This window comes from Streptomyces sp. 3330, from assembly GCF_031456635.1.
Classification (GTDB): domain Bacteria; phylum Actinomycetota; class Actinomycetes; order Streptomycetales; family Streptomycetaceae; genus Streptomyces.
Window position 1 is genome coordinate 35,953 of the sequence record NZ_JAVDVA010000029.1, and the last position, 19,840, is coordinate 55,792.

General features: G+C 71.2%; 16 protein-coding genes. 12 read left to right on the plus strand and 4 right to left on the minus strand.

Annotated features, from left to right (window positions below; genetic code table 11):
- Positions 1-56 precede the first annotated feature (56 nt).
- Positions 57-278, minus strand: a complete 222-nt coding sequence (locus J2X68_RS33935) for a hypothetical protein (RefSeq protein WP_310436448.1) — start codon at positions 276-278, stop codon at positions 57-59.
- Positions 279-871: 593 nt separating this feature from the next.
- Between J2X68_RS33935 and J2X68_RS33940 the strand changes: the two genes are divergently transcribed.
- A complete protein-coding gene (locus J2X68_RS33940; RefSeq protein WP_310436449.1) occupies positions 872-2,041 on the plus strand; it encodes a hypothetical protein in 1,170 nt (389 codons plus the stop codon).
- Between the two features lie 514 nt (positions 2,042-2,555).
- Positions 2,556-2,726: a DUF5670 family protein gene (locus J2X68_RS33945; RefSeq protein ID WP_030933194.1), complete on the plus strand. Its 171-nt coding sequence runs from the start codon at positions 2,556-2,558 to the stop codon at positions 2,724-2,726.
- Positions 2,727-3,005: 279 nt separating this feature from the next.
- Here the strand turns inward: J2X68_RS33945 and J2X68_RS33950 are convergent, their stop codons facing one another.
- From J2X68_RS33950 to J2X68_RS33960, 3 genes are read right to left on the minus strand one after another with little or no spacing between them, the layout of a single operon-like run.
- A complete protein-coding gene (locus tag J2X68_RS33950) occupies positions 3,006-3,542 on the minus strand; it encodes a hypothetical protein (RefSeq protein WP_310436450.1) in 537 nt (178 codons plus the stop codon).
- A gap of 45 nt (positions 3,543-3,587) precedes the next feature.
- Complete coding sequence (locus J2X68_RS33955) at positions 3,588-4,436, minus strand: hypothetical protein (RefSeq protein WP_310436451.1); 849 nt, start codon at positions 4,434-4,436, stop codon at positions 3,588-3,590.
- Positions 4,433-5,899: a hypothetical protein gene (locus J2X68_RS33960; RefSeq protein WP_310436452.1), complete on the minus strand. Its 1,467-nt coding sequence runs from the start codon at positions 5,897-5,899 to the stop codon at positions 4,433-4,435. Before J2X68_RS33960 ends, J2X68_RS33955 begins: the two co-directional genes overlap by 4 nt.
- Positions 5,900-6,617: 718 nt before the next feature.
- Between J2X68_RS33960 and J2X68_RS33965 the strand changes: the two genes are divergently transcribed.
- From J2X68_RS33965 to J2X68_RS34010, 10 genes are read left to right on the plus strand one after another with little or no spacing between them, the layout of a single operon-like run.
- Positions 6,618-7,547 carry a conjugal transfer protein gene (locus J2X68_RS33965; RefSeq protein WP_310436453.1) on the plus strand — a complete coding sequence of 310 codons (930 nt, stop codon included), beginning with the start codon at positions 6,618-6,620 and terminating at the stop codon, positions 7,545-7,547.
- The gene (locus tag J2X68_RS33970) at positions 7,544-7,885 is read left to right on the plus strand and encodes a hypothetical protein (RefSeq protein WP_310436454.1); all 342 of its coding nucleotides are present in this window, start codon (positions 7,544-7,546) and stop codon (positions 7,883-7,885) included. Before J2X68_RS33965 ends, J2X68_RS33970 begins: the two co-directional genes overlap by 4 nt.
- A complete protein-coding gene (locus J2X68_RS33975; protein WP_310436455.1) occupies positions 7,882-8,457 on the plus strand; it encodes a hypothetical protein in 576 nt (191 codons plus the stop codon). Before J2X68_RS33970 ends, J2X68_RS33975 begins: the two co-directional genes overlap by 4 nt.
- On the plus strand, positions 8,454-11,156 hold the full coding sequence (locus J2X68_RS33980; RefSeq protein ID WP_310436456.1) for an ATP-binding protein: 2,703 nt from the start codon (positions 8,454-8,456) through the stop codon (positions 11,154-11,156). Before J2X68_RS33975 ends, J2X68_RS33980 begins: the two co-directional genes overlap by 4 nt.
- A 56-nt stretch (positions 11,157-11,212) precedes the next feature.
- Positions 11,213-11,506, plus strand: coding sequence for a hypothetical protein (locus J2X68_RS33985; protein WP_310436457.1), 294 nt, complete (start codon positions 11,213-11,215; stop codon positions 11,504-11,506).
- Between the two features lies 1 nt (position 11,507).
- Positions 11,508-14,273: a hypothetical protein gene (locus tag J2X68_RS33990; protein WP_310436458.1), complete on the plus strand. Its 2,766-nt coding sequence runs from the start codon at positions 11,508-11,510 to the stop codon at positions 14,271-14,273.
- 38 nt (positions 14,274-14,311) lie between these two features.
- Positions 14,312-15,421, plus strand: coding sequence for a bifunctional lytic transglycosylase/C40 family peptidase (locus tag J2X68_RS33995; protein ID WP_310436459.1), 1,110 nt, complete (start codon positions 14,312-14,314; stop codon positions 15,419-15,421).
- Complete coding sequence (locus J2X68_RS34000) at positions 15,418-16,068, plus strand: hypothetical protein (protein WP_310436460.1); 651 nt, start codon at positions 15,418-15,420, stop codon at positions 16,066-16,068. Before J2X68_RS33995 ends, J2X68_RS34000 begins: the two co-directional genes overlap by 4 nt.
- Positions 16,044-18,662, plus strand: a complete 2,619-nt coding sequence (locus J2X68_RS34005; protein ID WP_310436461.1) for an ATP/GTP-binding protein — start codon at positions 16,044-16,046, stop codon at positions 18,660-18,662. The genes J2X68_RS34000 and J2X68_RS34005 overlap by 25 nt, the downstream gene beginning before the upstream one ends.
- The gene (locus J2X68_RS34010) at positions 18,659-19,570 is read left to right on the plus strand and encodes a replication-relaxation family protein (protein ID WP_310436462.1); all 912 of its coding nucleotides are present in this window, start codon (positions 18,659-18,661) and stop codon (positions 19,568-19,570) included. The genes J2X68_RS34005 and J2X68_RS34010 overlap by 4 nt, the downstream gene beginning before the upstream one ends.
- The last annotated feature ends 270 nt before the right edge of the window (positions 19,571-19,840 follow it).

Here is a 19,840-nt window from a genome sequence, read left to right on the forward strand (position 1 = left end):
GTTGCCGTCGTACGCGTGGGGGTCTTGAGCTGATCATCAGCGGCACCGCCACGGACTCATTCCTTCAGATGCGGCGAGGCCGCTCCGGCTTCCGCGTACAGGTCCCGGACGCCGTCGGCGAGGCCGGCGTGGTCATGGAGATCGATGTCGAGGGCGTGGCCGACGAGGCCGAACAGGCCGCACACGAGCCGGTCGTACATCACAGGCAAGAGCAGCCCGCGCGGCGGCCGGGCATCCTCGCCGAGGGTGGCCTGCGGGCGGGCACAGTAGCCGGCCAAGGCAGCTTGGTGGGTGCGGTAGGCGCCCACTGCAGCGTGCAGACGGTCTGGCCAGGGCATGCGGACCGGTGGCGGAGTGGGCCACCCGTGGACAGTGCCGACCACACTGAGGCAGGACGGGCCAGAATCCGACTGCGGCCGCGGCCAGCTCATCCGACTGGTGAGCTCGCATGTTGAGGTGTCGCGTATTCCAGCTCAGAGCGCCCCGATCGGTCACTTTGGGTCATGCGGGCGGTGTCCAGGGTCCGGCCCGGAGTGAGTATGTTCGTCCGATGGCGCGTTCGAAGCGCTTCGGGAGGAAAGAATGCCGGTGGACGTCGTCGCGATTATGGAAGCACTGGCTGAACAGGGCGTAACGGTGCTGTTCAAGGCCGACGCTGAGCGGATGGCAGAGGGGCAAGCGGACCTTCGTCGCCAGTGGAGCGCCGTTGCGCGAGGACGTCCTTGTGCGAACCGATGCCGCGTCTGTAGAGCAATGCCTCACAGTGTGCTTGCCCCGCCTGCGTGAGCTGGGCTTTTCGTTCCCTGTGTGAGAGAGCAGGTGTGACCGAACCGCCGCCCTGGATGTCAGTGCCGGCTGCTTACATGAGCCCATGGACACCGTGCACACGACCGCCGCCCTCCTCCCGGACCCCGCCGAGTTCCGCGCGTACCTGCGTGCGCTGGCCGTGCTGGACCAGGCGATCTGCCGCGACCCGCGGTTCTCCCGCTACTCCTTCTCCACCACCTGGGGGCCTGGGACGGAGGCGGCCCTGATGGACAACGGCTCGGGTGACGACTTCTCCGTCCTCTTCACCCCGGCCGGTGTGCTCGTCCGCGGCTTCGACCACGAGTCGGAGATGAGCCCGTACGCCACGGACGACGAACAGGTCTGGCCCGGTGTCATCGACGAGGTGCCCGCCGCGCTGCGCCCGCTCCTGGACGACCCGGCCTTCGTCGACGAGGGCCTCGGCGCCCCGCGGGTCACCGCCTGCCTGTGGTGGGAGACCGGCGGCAGCGCCTGGCGCACCGGCTCGGGCATCGAGTTCCCCTCGGGCAGCCCGGACCCGGACGGCTCCGGGCACCTCTTCCGCCTCCTCACCGACCGCTCCCCCGAGGCCGTCCAGGCGCACTTCGAGGAGGACTACGGGCGGCCCGTCCCCCTCGACACCGTCCGCCACGTCCTCGCGGGCCACCCCCTGACCCCCGAAGCCGCCCGCGGCCTCAACCCGGCCGCCCTCTCCGACGAGGCCCTGCTCCGCCGGATCGCCGCCGACCCCGAGGTCGAGGCGTACCTCGCCTGCGACGGTGAGTTCGACCTCACGCGGACCGACCCCATCGAGTCGATCGCCCTGCCGGCCGGTCTCCCGGTGGAGCCCGTGGCCGGCTGCAACGCGGGAGGCACCCACTACCTCTGCGGCCCAGCCGGCTCCGACCGCGTCCGCCCCGTCCTCTACACCGATTCCGAGGGCCAGGCTTCCCTCATCGCGGAGTCCCTCGCCGAGGCCCTGACCCTGGCCATCGTCCTCCCCTCCTGGCACGACGCCCTGGCCGGCTTCCGTCCCCCCGCGCTCAACGCCGACTACCTTGAGGACAACCCGGACCACCCCGAGGTCCGCGACCGCCTCCTCGCCGCCCTCCGCCTCCCCCCGGCCACCGAGCCCGAGGTCCTGGCCCGCCTCCTCACCACGGCCGCCCGCACCGTCCCGGACGGCTTCCTCCCTTCGGTCGAGGGCGAGGAGGACGCGGCCTTCGAACCGATGCTCCGTCTGCCGGCCGAGTAGGACAGCCCCGCCGCGCGCCGCCTTCCGGACCCGACGCACCGCTACGGCGAAGCCATGACCGCACTGCCCGACTGGATGCGCCCGCCCCACGCGGAGGGCTGTTCGCGGAGGACGTGGACCGCCTCCCCGAGGTTCGGCCCGGCGCATGCCGGATCTTCGGCAGGAGACTTTGGGGTGATCGACCTCAAGGACGTGGAGGGATGGGTCGTCACCGGGCAACACAACGACGTCCTTGTATGCTTCCCTTCCCTCAGCGCGCGACCGCCGAGTTGGGCCCCGGAGCCGGGAAACCACCTCCACCGCCCGCGCGGTGATCTCCGGCAGGTGGTGTCCGTGGGCCGGGGGTCCGCTCGGCGGAACCGGGTGCGGCCGTGCCTCAGGCTCTGGCGTTTGATCTGGTGAACGCCGGTGGAGAATCCGGGTTCGGTGCCCGCAAGAGTGGTGAAGAAACCAGGTGAATCAGCCGTGTGCTCTTCGATTCGCCGGGCACCAGGAGCAACGGAGGTTGATAACTATGGTTCCCCTGCTTCTCGTTCTTCTGCTTGCTCTGATCCTCTTCGGCGCGGGCTTCGCGCTCAAGGCACTGTGGTGGATCGCCGTCATCGTGCTGGTTGTCTGGCTGCTGGGCTTCGTCATGCGCAGCGCGGACACCGGTGGCCGCAAGGGCCGCTGGTATCGCTGGTAAGCCAGCCAACAGCAGCCGGCCTGGCGGCCCCCGGGGACACCCGGGGGCCCACAGGCATGTCTCACTTCAGGACGTCCCTTCCGACAAACCGTGTAACCACCACCTTCCCGGGCACCAGACCCCATAGCTGGGGCCCGGTGAAGCAGCGGAACCTGCCCTCCAACCACCGGACCCCAGCCACATCCGCACCTCGCACGGCTGGTGCCTTCGCTCCTCACGAGGCGCGCCGGAAGACGGAAAGATCCAGTACACATTGGACATGTTCAAGATCAGCGCGCATCAGGGCGATGACCGTGGTGACGATGCCCGGCCGCCCGTCCGCAGGACGTAGCCGGCTTCCGCCCAGGCCAGCTGCCGACCGACCTCGACCAGGACGTCGATGCGTTCGGCAGGCCCGTAGGCCTGATACCGCCCGGCCGCCGGGTCGTAGACCCGTACCTCGCTGTACGGGCCGGAGCAGACCAGGGCCCGGGCGATATGGGGCAGGCGCAGGCTGAGGGCATCGCATTCACGGTCTCGGATGAGCTGGAGCAGATCCGCGGTGACCGCTTCCCAGTCGCCGACCTCCGGCCAGCGCGTACCGCCCTCCAGTTCGTGGGTGAGCGTGGCAAGCGGCACGATCTCGCCTGGCTGGCGGCCGCGGGTGAGGCGGTCGTAGATGCGGGCGCCGTCGGGCTGCCGGACACGGGGGTGCAGCAGGGAGGCTGCGGGTACGAGCGAGGTGTTGATCTCCTGGGCGGCGGCCAGGTGGTAGGCCTCGTGGGCGAAGAGCAGGTACACGTCGCCGGTGGGCTGCTCGGAACCTTCGTGGGGCATGTTCGTTTCCTCCTTCGTCGGCTGGACGGGGGTCGTGTGGTCGGCTCAGGGCTGGGGCCATCGGCGGGGCCCGGGCGGATAGGGACCCAGAGGCGGCTGCCCGCCGAACCGGTCGTTGCGGACAGCAGCCAGGTCGCCCTGCGTGGGCGGGGCAATCTGGCGGGTCTGGACGGCGAGCCGCAGCATCAGCCGCTCCCGTGCGATGAGCTCGCTGGAGGCCGAGCGGGTGTCGTGGCGCTGGAGCAGGTCTGCGGTGTCGAACAGCTGGTGGTGGCCGATCTCGACGGCGCGCCGCACCTCGTGACGGTCGCTGCTGACGGCGGCCTGGACGACGCCGGTGTGCAGAGCGGCGAGGCGCTGAAGGTAGCGGCAGGCTGCTTCCGTCTCGACGATCCGGGCGCTCTCGCCGGCGCGGGCATCGAGCCGGTCAGGCAGGTGCTCCGCGAGCAGCGGGGCCAAGGCGGCCGCCGGCAGCACGATGCTGAGGGGTACGCCGTTCATGAGCGCAAGGGCGACCGCCATCAGGATGAAGGCCGTAACGACGATGGTGGCCGACCGTACGGTCACCGTGCCGAGACCAATCCAGTGTGCCGGTCGCCGGGCGAGCCAGCGCAGGGCCAGGCGCTGGGGCCGAGTCGCGACCGGGGTGAACACGGCGACCCGGTGCGGGTGTTCGGGCAGGCTGCCATCGGCCGGGACCGTCCAGTCGATCCATCCCCATCCCGTCCGCTCACGGAGCAGGACGGGTTCGCAGTTGGCCGCGCAATCGGAGCCGCAGCAGACGTGGCCGCCGCGCACGGCGCGGGAGCGTTTCCTCTCCCACCGCTTGGGCTGCTGCCCGAATGGGCTCAGCTGCTGAGCGATCCCGGTCGTCGGTGGTGTGTAGATGGTCATGGGGTGCTTCCTTTCAGCAGGTGGGTCGATGCGGTGGCGCAGATGGTGCAGCGGCCATCGCCCTGCGGGTGGGCTCGCCGGGGCGTCGGTCCGGGGCAGGTTCGGCACGACGGCCAGCCCAGGCAGGCCGGGCAGAGGTCTTCGCCGGGGGCGGTTGCGGGAACGCCGCAGCCGGCGCATTCGACGAGCGCCCGGTAGGTCAGGGCCTCGGTCACCGTGTGTGCGGCAGAGGCGATGGGGGTCCGCTCGGCCGTCGGCCACCTGTGTGGTTCGTCTTCCCTCACGTCGCCGTGGTGGTGACGGCTGTCCAGCGTGGCGGGCGGCGGGTAGGCCTGAGCGGCCCGCAGGCGGGCGGCGATGATCGCGCCGACCGTGGTGCGCACCGGGTGCGGCAGCGGCCGGTCGGTGATGACGTGGCGCAGCTGTTCGGCTCTCCAGCCGGCCTCCAGCATCACCGTGGCTACGCGGCCCTGATCGGTCAGCGCCTTCCCGGTCAGCAGGAGCTCCGGACGGCTCGCTCCGATCTCGAGCAGCAGCTGGATCCCCGGAGGCATCTCCTCCGCCGGGAGGGCAGATGGCGGGGACGCTGGTGCGTCGAGCTGGTCTGTCCCTTCGGGGGTGGGCGCGACGTTGCTCCGGTCGCGCGGAGGGACGGTGCTGGTCTTCTGCTTGTTGGTGTTCTTTCTGTTGGTGTTCTTAGTGGGGCGATTAGCCGATGTCGGGTTATCCACCGGTGGAAAACCCGACATCGGTTGCGACCTGCTGTTTTGCAGGCTGGGCAGGTCGGTGATGAAGTACGAGGCCGCGCCGAGGGTGCCGTCGGGGCGGCGCTCGCGTTCCCGTAGCAGGAAGCCGTGCATCTCCAGCTCCCTGAGGCCGCTTTTGACGGCCGCCTCACCGTCGCGGCTGTCGCGCGCCAGGTCCGTGACGCTCATCCGCCAACCGTCCCGATGTGTGCTGATGAGCCCGAAGATTCCCTGGGCTTTGAAGGAGAGCCTCGGGTCGCGGAACAGGTCGTTGGCGATCTGAGTGAAACGGTCCGCCGCCATCACCCCACGCCGGATCCCCGCCCCGAAGCCGGGCAGCACCTCACCCGCCGGCGCGGGGGCGAACGCCGGACCAGCCGCCGCGGCAACGTCGGCGTCGACGGGAGCGGGACGGTCCGTAATCGCGTACACGATTTCACCGAGCGTCCCGTCGTCGCCCCTCAGCTGTTCGCGGATGAGGTAGCCGTGCAGCTGCAGTTCTCTCAGGCCGCCGCGCACGGCGTCGCGTCCGTCGGGTCCGGCGCGCACGAGGTCGGCGACCGTCACGTGCCAGCCGGCGCGGTGGGTGCTGATGTGCCCGAAGATTCCCTTCGCCTTGAAGGAGATCTTCGGGTCGCGGAACAGGCCGTTGGCGATCTGGGTGAACTGGTCCGCCGCCATCGCCCCACGGCGGATCCCCGTCCCGAAGCGGCTCATCGAGCTTCCTCGCGCGCCATGTGCGCGCGGCTGCCGATGCTCTGGAGCGGGCGGGCGGGAGCGTGGTGGCCGGGCCCGCTGTGTGAGGTGACATGGGCGAGATCCATTCGGTCAGCTCACCCGGCGCCCCCGACCACGCTGACGGCCACAGCCCCCGACCATCGGTCACGTTCTGGCAACATGCGCACCGCGCTGGTGTGGTCGGGCTCATGGTCGGGCCGACCACGCCCTGTCCCTGGTGCCGGCCGAGGGATGCGCAGTGGCGGTTGCCGCAGCGGCAGCGGGGCTCCTTGCGCAGGCGGCTGCGCAACGGTTTGCGGTTCCTGCGCATTCGGCATGTGCAGCGGACTGCGCAACAGCGGACAGGGGCCGTCGAGTTGGTCTGCGCACTCGGCCAAGTCGTACGCAACCGCCTTGCGCAGCCTGCTTCCTGGAGCCGGCGCGGGCTCGGTCCTTCGGCGGCCTTTCCCTCTGGGTCTGCTGGGCTCAAGGGGCCAGTTCCCCGCCCCGGCCGTCTTCACGGCGATGTTCGGTTCAGGCGTGCCCGAGCACTGTCTGGGGCCATGGTCGGGGCTGTGGTCGGGCCGACCATGACCCCGACCGAGGGCTCTGTGTCCCCATCGTGACCGTGGTCGGGGGTTCATGGTCGGTGGTCGGGTCGGGGTCGGCGGGTTTTCTCAAGGTCGGCAAGTACACGTTCTGACCTGGGAGTTTGACCATGTCCCCTGGCAAGCAGGCCGCGGAGAGCGACGCAGCTGCCCCGATGGCCGCAGGCGCCCGGCTGGAGAAGATGAGGCGGCGCGTGCGCCTGTCGCGCCTGGCCCTGTTCACCGCGATCGCGGCCGGCCCCGTCGCCCTGGGCGTCGCGGTCGTGTCCGGCCCGACCACCGTCGCGGCCACCCCCTCGGACAAGCCGACCCCCGTGCGCACCGCGGCCGCCGCGGCCGACCCGGCGGGCTATGCGCAGGTGTTCGTCGACGTGTGGTTGCGTAGCAGTGCCGATGCGGACAGTGCGCAAGCGCGGCTTGCGCAGTCCCTCGCTCCGGACGTCGATCTGCCGGACCCGGTCGCCGGGGCGCAGCCGAAGCCGGCAACCGTGACCGCTGTGCGCAGTGCGCAGCAAGGGGGCGGCGAGTGGGCGGTGACCGTGGCTGCGCAATACGTTGACGGACGCCTGCGCTACTTCGTCGTCCCCGTGAGTGCCGACGCGAGCGGCGCCTCGTTCACCGTGCGCGGCGCCCCCGCGGTAGTGGCCGGCCCGTCGCGCGCCGCAGTGGGCGAGTCGCCGTACGGCGTGAGCGTGGCGCCGGACGGCGATCTGTCCTTGGCCCTCGGCGAGTTCTTCGGCGCGTACCTGACGGGGGCAGGACAGGTGGACCGCTACCTCGCACCCGGGGTGACTCTGGCCGCGGTCTCCCCCGCCCCCTACGTCGCGGTCTCCGTCCAGCAGGTGTCCGCCGTCGAAGAGGCTGCGGCCGCCGAGCAGGTGCCGGCCGACGGCGCGAAGGTGCGTGTCCTTGTCCAGGTGGAGGCCCGGGATGCCGACGGCCGGTGGCCGCTCGCCTACGAGCTCGCGCTGATGGCCCGCTCGGGCCGGTGGGAAGTCGCGGGCCTGGAGTCCGGGACTGCTCAGGGCGGTGCGCGGTGAACGCGGTGCACAGCCTGATGCTCGCCGGGCAGCTGGACGACCTCGGCAACTCGTGGATCACCATGTTCAAGAACTGGGCGGCCAAGGGGCTTCAGGCCGGTCTGCTGGTCCTCGTCGTCGTCACCATGATCCAGAAATTCTCGCTGAAGGCGGGGATCGGCGCCCTGCTGCTCATGGTGATCGCGCTGGGTCTGTACAACTCGCGCGACAGCCTCGCGGACATGTTCGAGGATGAGGTCAAGAACCCCTCCCAGGGCGCACCCGCCGTCCCGGGCATCGTCCAGTCCGAGCTCCCGGCCTCGCGCATACACTCGCCCGGCGCCGGGGGCTGGCTGTGACCGCGGCCGCCGGCCGGGTGGGCCGCTTCTACACCTCCGCGCGTCGCCATCCCTGGGTGCTGGGGAAAGTTGCCGACTGGAAGATCCCGCTCGGCCCGTACACCCCCGTACAGATCGGGGTCGCCGTCGTCGGCGGTTTCCTGCTCATCAAGACCATCTGCTGGTGGTCGTGGATGGGGCCGGTCCCGCCCGTGGCCTGGCTGCTGACGATCTGGGCGGTGCGCCGGCCGAAGATCGGGGGGCGTGCCCCGCTGCAGGCGGCCCTGGGCTGGGTGCTGCTTACCTGGCAGCCCCGCGGAGGGCGGATCGGCGGGCGGGCCGCCCGCGACCGCCGGTCTCGTCTCCTGCTCGGCGCTTTCACGATCGAGGACACGCCCGCGCTCGCCGCGGCGGCCACACCATCCCGTGCGGCTGTGCAGCGTGTGCCCCGGGCACCGCACCCGAGCCCGGCCCGGAGCCGGGTATTCACGCGCCACCGCACGCAGCCGGCGGCTCCCGCAGCGCCGTTGCGTGCGGTGTCGGGTGTGCAGCAGCTGCTCGCGCTGGCCGGGCAGGCCGGGGGTGCGCGGTGAGGGTTCCGGTCCGTCACATCGCCGGGCACCTGGTGTGGTCAACGCAGGGCAGCGTGTGGGCGCTCTACCGACTGCACCCCGGCCCGGACGCGCAGGGACGGCGTGAGGAGACCGTCCAGGGCACCTACGTCCCAGGCCCTGTTCGTGACGAACAGCTCGCCAGGACCACCCACCTGGTGCGGTCGTTGTCCGGTGCGCCGCGCCTGTTCGGGCTGTGCGCGCAGGTCGACCCGGGCGAGATCGCTCTGCGCATGATCGAGGGCATCGAGCCGGCCGAGCAGGCACCAGGTGCGGGCCGGCACCCGTGGGTGGAGAACGTCGAAGCCGCCCTCAATCTGCTGGACGACCAGGAGATGCACCGCCGCACCCTGTGGCTGGCGGTGCCGCTGCACACCGAGAGCGCCGGCCTCCAGGTATCGGCGTCCCTCGGCGCGGCGTGGGCCGAACTGTCCCCGATGCTGGGCATGCGTCCGGCGCCCGTGGCACGGCGCGAGGTGAGTGCCTACCGCGAGCAGGCCTCCCGGGTGGAGGCCGCCCTCGCCGGCGGCATCGCATTCCGCCCCGCCCGCCCGGCGGAGATCGTGTGGATGATCCAGCACGCCCTGCACCGCGGCCTGGCAGAGCCGCTGCTGGCCGAGGCCGAGAGCAGCGAGCTGTACGGCGGGAGCATCCGGAACGGTGTGCTGCGCTCCCCCAGTTACGCCGACCTCGGCCAGGTCCGCCTTGAGGAGGGTGGTGTCGGCCCCGAACTCGACGACGTCGACGAGCTCACCAACGCGGGCCAGCTCACGCGGTCGGGGCGCAAGGCGCGGTGGCGGCTGAGCACGGGCTCGCCGCTGGGGAGGCGCTGGCTGCAGATCGAGACGGACGCCGGAGTGGGCTACCAGGCGCAGTTGGCGCTGGCCGAGTGCCCGCCCGCCGTCAGCCAGGATGGCGCGGATCTGTTCGCCCAGCTGGAGCTGCTCGACTTCCCCGTCGACTACACCGTCGACCTCACACTCGTGCCCGCGGAGAAGGCCCGCGCCCAGGTGCGGCGAAAGAAGAACGAACTCATCGACCAAGCGGACCAGTACGACGCCCGCCCCACCGGTATGCCCGCCTCCCTGACCGACGCCGCCCGCGACCTGGGCGAGCTGGACGCCCGCCTGTCCCGCACCAGCGTGGAGGTCGAGGTCCAGTCGGTGACGGTCCTGACCGTGTGGGGGCCGACCGCAGCCGTGTGCGACAACCGTGCCCGGGCCCTGGCCGCGCTGCTCGGCGGCGCCGACTACCGGGCCGTGCGTCCCGCCGGGCTGCAAGAGGCCCTGTTCACCCTCGGGCTGCCCGCTACCGCGCGGCCCGGTGTGGTGCGGGAGTTCACTCAGCACCAGATCAGTGAGGACTGGGCGTTGGGTGGGGCCTTCACCGCCGCAGAGGTCGGCGACCCGAATGGGATGTTCCTCGGCATCGACCTGGACAGCGGCACCACCCGCCCCGTGATGATCAATGTCGCAGACGCGCCCAAGGTGGACGCGTCGGCCTCGATGGGCATCGTCGGTGATCTCGGGGCGGGCAAGAGCGTGTTGCAGAAGCTGATCGCGGAGGCGGTGTGGGCGCGCGGTGGTTGCGCGATCTGCATCGACCGCACCCCCGTTCGCGAGTGGGCCACCTTCGCCCGGACCGCGGCGAAGGGCCGCGTCCAGATCATCGACGCCGCCCGGGCTGAGGTGTCCATAGACCCGCTGCGGATGTTCGACGGGCCCGAGGGACGCCACTACGCCCTGTCTTATCTCACTCTGCAGCTCGGCATCGGACCGATGAGTACCAACGGCGAGGTCCTGCACCACGCCGTGGAGCAGGCTGCCGTCGGCCCGGAGCCGTCCATGCACCGCGTCTCTCAGGTCCTCGAGGAGATGGCCACGCGCGAGACGGGCAAGCGGCAGGACGCCGCCGCCACCCTCGCCGGCCTCATCCGCGTCGTCGCCACCAACTCCCTGGCTCGGATGGTCTTCGACCCGACGCTGGCGCCGGTACGGCTGGACGCCTCCAGCAGCACCGACATGATCGTGATCACGACGACCGGTCTGAAATTGCCGCCGAAGGCCGCGTTCGCCAATCCGGAGGTCCTGCACCAGCAGCCGCTGGAGGCGCTGATCGGCCGCGCGGTCCTCTACCTGATCGCGGCGATCGCCCGTCAGACCGCGTTCGAGGAACCCGAGCGGTTCACCGCCGTGGTCCTGGACGAGTTGTACTGGCTGACGTCTTCGGCCGAGGGCACCGCCTTGGTCCACGAGATCCTCCACGACGGTCGCAAGCACGGCGCCGGTCTGATCGCCGGGTCGCACGACGCCGAGGAACTCGGCCCCGACCGCGGGCTGATGGCCTACCGCGCGCTCGCCCGCACCGCGGACCGCGAACGCGCCTGCCGGGGACTTCAGTTCCTCGGTCTCGACCCGAACGACGGCGAGCTGCTGCGGCTGGTGGCCACCGGCCTGTCCCCCGTGGGACAACGCGGCCGCGAAGGCGAGTTCCTCATCGCGTGCCCGCGGCAGAACACCGGCCGCATCAAGGTCGTCATCCCCCGCATCGAGCGGATCTCCTCCTCCATCACCACCACACCGGGACGCCGCACCACCACACCGGGCCCCCGCACCGCCGCGCCCGGGTCCGCGCCGCTCGCCGGCGCAGCCACAGGCGACCGTCCAAAGGACCTCCCATGACCTCTTATCCACCCAGCCGTTCTCGGCGCCCCGTCGCAACCGCGAGCGCTCTCACGGTGATCACCGTCGCTATCGGCGTACTCGTCTGGGCGCTCGGGGCGAGGCTGTCGGAGCCCTGGTGGCCGCGCACCGGACAGGCCTTTGCCTCCGACGCCGCCGAGGTGCCCGCGGACTCGTGCGATCGGATAGCGGGTCCGGCCAAGGCGTACTGCGAGCGCGGCCGCCACACCACGAGCGCCCAGGACGGCGGTGACACCGCCGCCGCATGGAAGCTGCTGCCGGCCGCGACGGCGGTTGGCGCGCTCGTGCTCTGGCGGCGCAGGATGCCTACGAGGCAAGGGCGGGCTTGAGATGTTCCCTCCAGACCGCGGCACGCTGCGCTCGGCCGGCACTGTCGTGCTGCTCACCGGTGTCTTCGTCATGGTGAACAGCCAGGTCGTATACGCGGCCGCCAGCAGTGAGACCGGAGACCTGCTCGCCCCTTTGAACATCTACTCGTCCGAGGGTGTACCGATCGACGGGTACGACCTGAACGCTTCAGGCGGTTCCATCGTCGCCTTCAAGACGCAGGCCCTCGCCTTCGCTCTGTCCGGGCTGTTCACCCTGATCCGGCTGCTGGTCGGCCTGGCCGGGTGGGCGATCGAGGTCGCCTTCCGCTTCCCGCTGCTGAAGATCCTCACCCGCCCGGCGCAGAAGGTCGCCGACACCTACGACCGTCTGGTCGTCGACACCCTCGGGCTGAAGGGTCTGCTGCTCGCGTGGGCGTTCGTCTTCGCCGGGTTCATGATCGTGCGCGGGCGGGTCGCGCGTGGTCTGGGCGAAATCTTCCTCACCCTGCTCATCGGGGCATTCGCCGCCTCGGCTCTCATCCGCCCCGACACCCTGCTCTCCCAGGACGGGCCGCTGGGACAGTCCCAGCAGGTGGCCGCCGAGGTCGCCCAGCGATCCGTCAACTCCTACAACTGGGGCGGCAAACTCGCCAGCTACGACCCCTGCGCGGGCATGGCCGGCAACGCCGAGATCAAGTGCCAGGAACAGGAGAGCAAGGGGCCGGTCTCCTCAACCGAAGTGGCCCGTCCCATCCAGGACTCGATCACCAACGCCCTGATCGTCAAGCCGTACATGCTCCTGCAGTACGGACGCATCCTCGACCCGGCCAAGCCCGCCGACCGCAAGGCCTACGCCATTCACCTGAAATGGATCACCGGCGGATACAAGGTAGGCAGCGCCAAGGTCACCGACAAGGGCAAGAAGGCGTGCAGCAAGATTCACGGCCCGGCCAGGCACTACTGCGAGCGGGACTACATCGAGGGCGTCACGAACGCTGACGGCAGCGGCGACGGCCTGCCGGCTTTGACTCCCGGCGGTGAGCTGCTGGACACCACCAACGCGCTCGTCACCGACGAAGACCGCGAATTCGACGCCTTCCTCGCGGACATGAAACGAGCCGGCGAGGTCGGCAAGTCCTGCGCCGCCTACGCCGAGAAACCCACCTGGTGGCGGGTCGGCGGAGCTGGGCTGCTGCTGATCGCCGCGCTGTTCATCTGCGGCATGCTGCTCTCCTCGGCGATCGTGCTGCTCGGCACCCAGGGCATCTGCGCCGCCGCAGCGGCCGTCGGCGGCGTCACCTTCATCGCGGGCATGCTGCCCGGACCCGCGCGCCAGAGCGTGTGGAAGTGGCTGTCCCTGTGGGGCATCGCGGTCCTGGCCGTCGTCGGGATCTGCGCGTTCATCCCGTTTTTCGGCATCGCCATCGACGCGACCATCACCGATGGGCCGGACCTGATGGTGGAGCGGATCCTGCTCATCGACGTCCTCGCCATCGCCGGCGCGGCCGGGCACCGCCGCCTGCTGACCGGGATCACCTCCTTCGGCCGGCGCATGGCCATGCGCATGCGCTACGCCAAGGTCGGCGGCACCCACCTGCCCGGCGACACCTCCGAGCTCGGCGCCGCGCTCGCCATGAACTCCCCTACCGCACTGGGCGGTTACGGCGGAGGCTTGCGCGCCGTCACCGGCGGCGGTGGCGGCCGGTTCGGGCTGCTCGGCACCCGCCATCGCCTGATGGGCGCACTGACGCCGCTGTTCGACGGGGCGGGCATGCCGGTCGATACCGGTCGCGTCCTGGCCGACGCAGGCGCCGAAGCACGGCGTGGGCTCGCCCCGCTCACCGCAGCGGCCGCCGTGGGCGCAGCAGGTGTGCAGTTCGGGGCGAAGGGCTCCCACTGGCTGCTCATCGGCCGACGGCCGGACAACGAGCAGTTGGCCAAGTGGCGCAAGCCCACAGCTGACGGCGACCCGAAGGAAGGCGGCCCGACCGACAGCTCAGGCGGCGGTGGTTCGGGAGGCGGAGGCCCACTGCGCCCTGGCGGACCGCCCGACCGCTACCGCGACGAGGACGGCCAGGTCATCGACCACCGTACGGGACAGGTACTGCACGACCAGAACACCGACCGCACGCTGCTGTCGACGCGCGCCCACAACCGTCTGGTGCGCTTTCGCGGATACCGCATCCTCAACCGGGGCGGCCGCACCACGTACGGGGCGACGGTCGGTCTCCCGGCCACGGTCCGCCGGGCCCGCGCGGGAGGCTCGCGCTACTCCCAGGACGCCCGCCAGCAGCTGCGGGTGTGGGGCAACACCGTCCGCGAGGACGCCCACGCCTGGGCCGACGCGGGCCGGCAGGCCGCCCGTTCAGGCCCCTTCCGCAGCCGCCGCCTCCCGGCAGCACCGACGGCAGCCCCCTCCCCGCGGCCGAACCCGGTCCAGCCGACGGCACGCACCGGCAGCCCCGCCGGCCGTCCCGGGCCAGCCTCCGCTCGGCCGACCGCGCCGACATCTGCGGCCGGAGGCAACGCAACGCCGACGGGCACGCCAACGTCCCCGAACCGGCTCGCGGGCGGCAGCGCCACGCGCCCGGCGAGCCCTGCGCCGAACAGGACGGGCCCGGCCCTTCCCGGCGCAGGAAGTTCCCGCCACACACCGCGCGAGGAGGCGCGGGCCCGGATGCGGGACCTGCTGCGGCACAACGGGCCCGCGGAAGAACCGCAACGCCAGGCAGATCGGCTGCGCGAGATGCGGGCGCAGTGGCAGGCCGAGGACAGTGAGGACCAGTGAGGGCGCCTGGGCGCCGCCTGGGGCGGTGGGGATGCGTGATGGTGCTGCTGCTGTTCACCGCCGTGTGCTGCGCGGCTCCTGTCTCGAACGCGATCAGCGCGTACGTCGCACTGCAGACCGGGCTCCAGGACAACGGCGGGATCGCCGACGGCGGCACCGCAGCAGACATCCCCGCGCGGATGCTGACCGCCTACAAGAAGGCAGCCGCGCAGGTCGGGAAGTACCGGCCCGAGTGCCGGGGCATGCGCTGGCCGGTCCTGGCCGCGATCGCCAAGGTCGAGTCGAACCACGCCTTCGGCCGCAACGTCGCCGCAGGCGGAGACATCCGTCCGAAGATCTACGGGGTGCTCCTCAACGGCTCCGGTGCCGGCCAGAACACCGCTGTCTTCCCGGACACCGACGGCGGCAAGTGGGACGCCACCGCCAGCGGGGAGCGCGCGGTCGGCCCTTTCCAGTTCCTGCCGTCCACCTGGGAGGGCGTCGGCGAGGACGCGAACGGGGACAAGGCGGCCGACCCGCACAACGCCGACGACGCAGCCCTCGGCGCCGCTATCTACCTGTGCGGCAACGGAAGGGACTTGACCAAGCGAGCCCAGCTCGAGGCCGCGATCCTCCAGTACAACCACTCAGGTGAGTACGCGGCGAACGTGCTGGGCTGGATCGACCAGTACACGGCGGCCGCGAAGGACCCGGACCTGAAGAACGTGCCGGGAAAGGTCCGCACAGTGCTCAAGGCGGCGCTCGCCCAGCGCGGTGTGCCCTACTCGTGGGGCGGCGGCAACGCCGGCGGCACGTCGTACGGCATCTGCTGCTCACCCAGCGGCAAAAGCGGCGCGAGTATCAAGGGCTTCGACTGCTCGGGGCTGACCGTGTACGCCTACGCGCAGGCCGGCATCCGCCTGCCGCGCACCGCAGCCGCGCAGGCCGGTGTCGGCCGGCGCATCCCCGCCGGCCTCGGCACTGGCGCGCTCAAGGCCGGTGACCTCGTCTTCTACGCCGACGCTCCGGGCCGGGACGCGACGATCTATCACGTCGGGATCTACCTCGGCAGCGGGCAGATGATCAACGCCCCCAGGCCGGGTGCCGTGGTCCGCCTGAACGCGGTCAGCGCGATGCCGGGATACGCGGGAGGGGCCCGGCTGCTATGACCCGCTCCCCGGCGCGTTCGCCGCGCCTGCTGCTGATCGCCACCATGGTCCTGGCCGGTGCCGGGGGGATCCTGCTGACGGTGCCGCAGACGCCGAGAACCCCGGCAATCACAGCACCACCGCGCGCGCCCGCCCCTACGACGCACCCCACGGCCACCGCTCCAAGCAACCGCACTGCGCAGGCCGGCACACCCGCGCAGGCCACGGCCTCCACCGCATCGTCGACGCAGTCGGCCAGTGCGTCCGCGCTGCCGCCGCACGGTGAGGGCGTGGCCGGCGATGCCGCCATCCAGAAGTCGTTGGAGGATGCGTGGCCCGCCGACCTTGCCGCCGACGACGAGCACACACTCCTCGCGGCCGGCCGTGGCCTGCTGCGGGCGGACGCCACAGGGGTCGGCCGCGCCGAATGGCCCGCACTCTTCGGCGACCCGGACCAGGCGATCGCACCGGCGTTCTCCACCACCCGCTTCCGTATCCAGGCCGCCATCGCCCGCCGCGACGGCAGCCCGAACCAGGCGGTGGTGCACCTGGTGTGGGCAGGCACGGACCGCGGCGGCACCTCCACCGACCGACGCATCACCGACTGGCACTTCACCCGCACTTCAACGAAAGGAACGTCCCCGTGGACGCCTCAGCCCCGCACCTGACCGACCGGACGGATGACACGGCGGCCAGTCAGGTCCTCGGTCTGCTGGCCAGCCTGGCCAACGCTGCCGACTGGGTAATCACCTACTGGTACGTGCCCATGGCAGCCGCCCTCGTCGTCTGGGGGATTGGCGAGATGGTGGTGCGCCGTCTGGCACGGAAGGCCTCGGCCGAGCGGATGGCACTGGAACTCGTGCCGACGAGGCACTTCGACCCCGGCCTCGAGGAGATCTTCCGCCGTGGGGTACAGCTTGCCCGGGCCTCGACGAGCATGCCGTGGTGGGCGCCGCGAAGGACAAAGGCGGTGCAGATCCGGCTGCGCGCCGACGGCTCGAGCCCGTTGCGCTACCGGATCGAAGGCCCAGCCGGCGGCGAACGCCTCCTGTCGATCACGCCCTTCGGGCCGGCCGTCACCGTGAAACGGGCCCGTCCCCTCGCCGACAAGCCGCGCAAGCATGTGGTGCGGGCGGAGTTCATCCTGCGCGGCAAGCCCACAGCTCCCCTGCGTGACGTGCCACTGGACCCGGACCCGTTGCAGCCGCTGATCGATGCCGTCTGCGACCTGCGCGCGGAGCTGGGCGACCTGGCCGAAGTGCGGCTCGACATCCAGCGCGCCCCCAAGTGGACGCTGCGGGCGCGCCGTGTGCAGCTGATGGCGGACGCCCGGCGCCGGGAGCGGCGTGAAGCACAGCGGGCCGCCAGATGGATACGCCGCGATGCAGGCGGCGTCGAGGACTCGCTGGCCTGGCATGTGCAGCAGCTGGTCGGCGGCAAGCAGAACGGGGGCGGGCGCCGTCTGGTCATGCCGCCCGTCCCCCGCCGCGTCGACCCCCAGGAGGCGCTCGGCAAGCTCGCCGAGGACGATCACCTGGTCCGCGTGCAACTGCTCGTGATGTGTGCCTCGAACACCGAAGGGCGAGCCGAGGCCCGGCTCGGCCAGCTCCAGGCCGCCTTCGACGTTTTCGGCGGCGGATCACGGTGGGCGATGCGCGGCTGGCTCGTAGGCCCGTGGCGGTTCGGATCCGACCGCTGGCCCAGCCGGCGCGCCTTCGAGCGCCGCTGGAATCTCAGGCACTGCCAGCCGCCCCGCCCGAACTGGGTGCGCCTGGAAGAGCTCACCGGCCTGCTCAAGCCGCCCACGGTGCACTGCCGGCTGCCGCTGCTCCCCGCAGACCTGCCGACCTTCGAGTTCGGCAACCCCGAGCTGCTTCTGCAAGGCATCTACCGGGCCCCCGGCGGCCGCCGGCGCCTGGTCGCCACCTACGCCACAGAGACGCTGTTCGAAGTCGGGGTGGGCAAAGCAGGCGGCGGCAAGACCGAACGCGCGCTGGCCCAGGCGATCGGCTGGGCCCATGCCGGAGGCGGGCTGATGTTCGTCGACCCGCACCGCGACTCCTGGCCCCGCGCCCTGCCGTTCCTGGCCCATGACACGCTGATGCAGCGGATCGCGCTCATCGACCTGAACGCCCACGGGCCGGCGCCACAGCTGAGTTCATGGAACCCGCTCGGCATGCACCAGGACCAGGTGGCGCACGAGGTCGCCGAGGCCACCGCAGACGCCTTCGCCTCCGCGCTCGGCTGGGACGACGCCAGCGCACCGCGCGCGCTGACCATCCTCACCGCGGCCCTGGCGGTGCTGGTGGCCATCAACGAGACAGCGTGCCGGGCCGGACGGCCCGAGGACCAAAGCACCGTCTTCCACGTGCGGGCGCTGCTCACCGACCCCGCCTTCCGCACTGCGGCGCTCGCCGCGGTGGAGGGGCGCCTCGACGAAGAGACCCGTTCCTGGTGGCAGACGATGTTCCCGGTCCTGCCCGCCGACTCCTTCGCCGTGGTCCTCAACCCGCTCGCCCGCCTCGCCGCCAACCCCGTCACCCGCGCCTTCCTCGGCCAGCCGGCCGGCGTCTACAACATCCGCGCCGCGATGGACTCGAAGATGATCGTGTGGGTGTGCCCGGGCGGCAACGGACCCACCGACCGGCTGATCACCGCGCTCCTCGCCCGCGACCTGCTGCGTGCCGTGCGCTCCCGCCGCGACACCCCCGAAGCCCAACGAGCGCCGTTCCGCCCCTACTTCGACGAGCTCATCACCCTCACCGGCGCAGCCCCGGAAACGATCGCCGCCATGTTCGAAGACTTCCGCAAATATCGCGTACACGTCCACGGCATGACCCAGCTCCTGGCCCGTCTGCCCGCCCCCGTGCGCCTGTCCCTGGTGCAGAACGCCTCCACCCTCGCCTCGACCGCCGGCTCTCAGTCCGCCATCGCCGCGATCACCGCCGAATGGGGCGAGCACCCCAGCCCCGCCCTCGTCGCCGCCCTCGACCGCTACGAGCACTACATCTCGCTGACCGTCAACGGCCGACGCACCGGCCCAGTCCAGATCACCGGCCCTCACCTCGATGAGGTCTTCGCCGACTACGCCCGCCCCCGCCAGACGGCAGCCCTGGAACGCGCGGCCCAGGCCAAAGCCGGCGCCGCCCCGCTGCACCAACTCACAGCCCAGGCAGCCGGCCAACTCGCCCGCGTGAGCGGCTTCCTCGCCCAGCACATCCCCGCCAACCCCGCCGCCCGGACACAGAAGGGATACCAGTGACCACTCCCGCCACACCTGCACGCGCCCGGCACACCCCCAGCCCCGCAGAACCGCTCCCCCACCAGCTCCTGACCGCACTCGCCCAACACCGCATGGCCACCACCAGCCAGCTCCACACCCTGCTGCGCCCGCACGCCAGCCGCCAGGCCATCTCCCGCCCCCTCAACACACTGCGCCGCCACCACCTGCTCGGATACACCGTGCTGCCCCAGTCCAACGGAGCCCGCGCCTGGTACCTCACCGGCGAAGGCGCCCGCCTCATACGCGACTTCCCCGCGCTGCGCGGCCGCCCCCCGTACCCGATCACCACCGCCACGGCCGCCTCACTGAAAACACCCCACACGCTGACCGTTGTCCGCGCACACCTGGCCTTCGTCACCGACGCCCGCCGTCGCGGCGACGAACACGGCCCTCTCGACTGGACCCCCGAGGTCTCCCACCCGCTCGGCGACGGCGACCGCGTCATCGCCGACGCGGTCCTGCACTACACCCTCACTGGCGACGGCCACCGCACGAAGCTGCGGGCGTTCGCCGAGATCGACCGGACCACCATGGGCAGCGAACGCCTCGCCTCCAAACTGATCGAGTACGCACGCCTGTGGTCGTACCAGTCCCAGCCCGCCGGCCGCCGCCCCAGACCGCAGACGGCCACCGGCCCGGCATGGCTGCGCTGGTACCCCGTCTTCCCCCGCGTGCTGTTCATCCTGACCGGAGCCTCCCAGCGCGTCCTGAACAACCGCATCAGCGACCTGCAGGCCATGACCGCCCAACACCCACTCGTCAACGCCCTCGCCCGGCAGGTACCGCTGGGCGCGGCAGTCCTGGACGACCTCGAACTCCAGGGTCCCACCAGCGATGTGTGGATGCCCTTAACCGGCGGCACATCGCGGCCATGGACCCAGCTGTGACGCCAGTGGGTTGGTGCAGCCGAATGTCGCAGCCCTGCAACGACCCACCAAACCACTCGACATTCACATAAGCGAACAAGTAATTTACTTGTGCACATCACTAGGGGCCTTCAACTCGCCCTACGCAAAAGCAGACTGGAGGCGCGCACGAGATGGAGTCGACAGACAACTCGATTCACCAGAGCGAAGATCCATGGAACTACACACCCTCCACTCCGACCCGGTCCGCCAGTCGCATCGGGGACGCCTGGGTGATGCAGGGAGTCGAGA

Excerpts from the sequence above, each read along its gene's own strand:
- J2X68_RS33955 (WP_310436451.1), bottom strand. The coding sequence starts at position 4,436 with ATGACCATCTACACACCACCGACGACCGGGATCGCTCAGCAGCTGAGC.
- J2X68_RS33965 (WP_310436453.1), top strand. The coding sequence starts at position 6,618 with ATGTCCCCTGGCAAGCAGGCCGCGGAGAGCGACGCAGCTGCCCCGATG.
- J2X68_RS33950 (WP_310436450.1), bottom strand. The coding sequence starts at position 3,542 with ATGCCCCACGAAGGTTCCGAGCAGCCCACCGGCGACGTGTACCTGCTC.
- J2X68_RS33940 (WP_310436449.1), top strand. The coding sequence starts at position 872 with ATGGACACCGTGCACACGACCGCCGCCCTCCTCCCGGACCCCGCCGAG.
- J2X68_RS33995 (WP_310436459.1), top strand. The coding sequence starts at position 14,312 with ATGGTGCTGCTGCTGTTCACCGCCGTGTGCTGCGCGGCTCCTGTCTCG.
- J2X68_RS33945 (WP_030933194.1), top strand. The coding sequence starts at position 2,556 with ATGGTTCCCCTGCTTCTCGTTCTTCTGCTTGCTCTGATCCTCTTCGGC.
- J2X68_RS33990 (WP_310436458.1), top strand. The coding sequence starts at position 11,508 with ATGTTCCCTCCAGACCGCGGCACGCTGCGCTCGGCCGGCACTGTCGTG.
- J2X68_RS34000 (WP_310436460.1), top strand. The coding sequence starts at position 15,418 with ATGACCCGCTCCCCGGCGCGTTCGCCGCGCCTGCTGCTGATCGCCACC.
- J2X68_RS33960 (WP_310436452.1), bottom strand. The coding sequence starts at position 5,899 with ATGAGCCGCTTCGGGACGGGGATCCGCCGTGGGGCGATGGCGGCGGAC.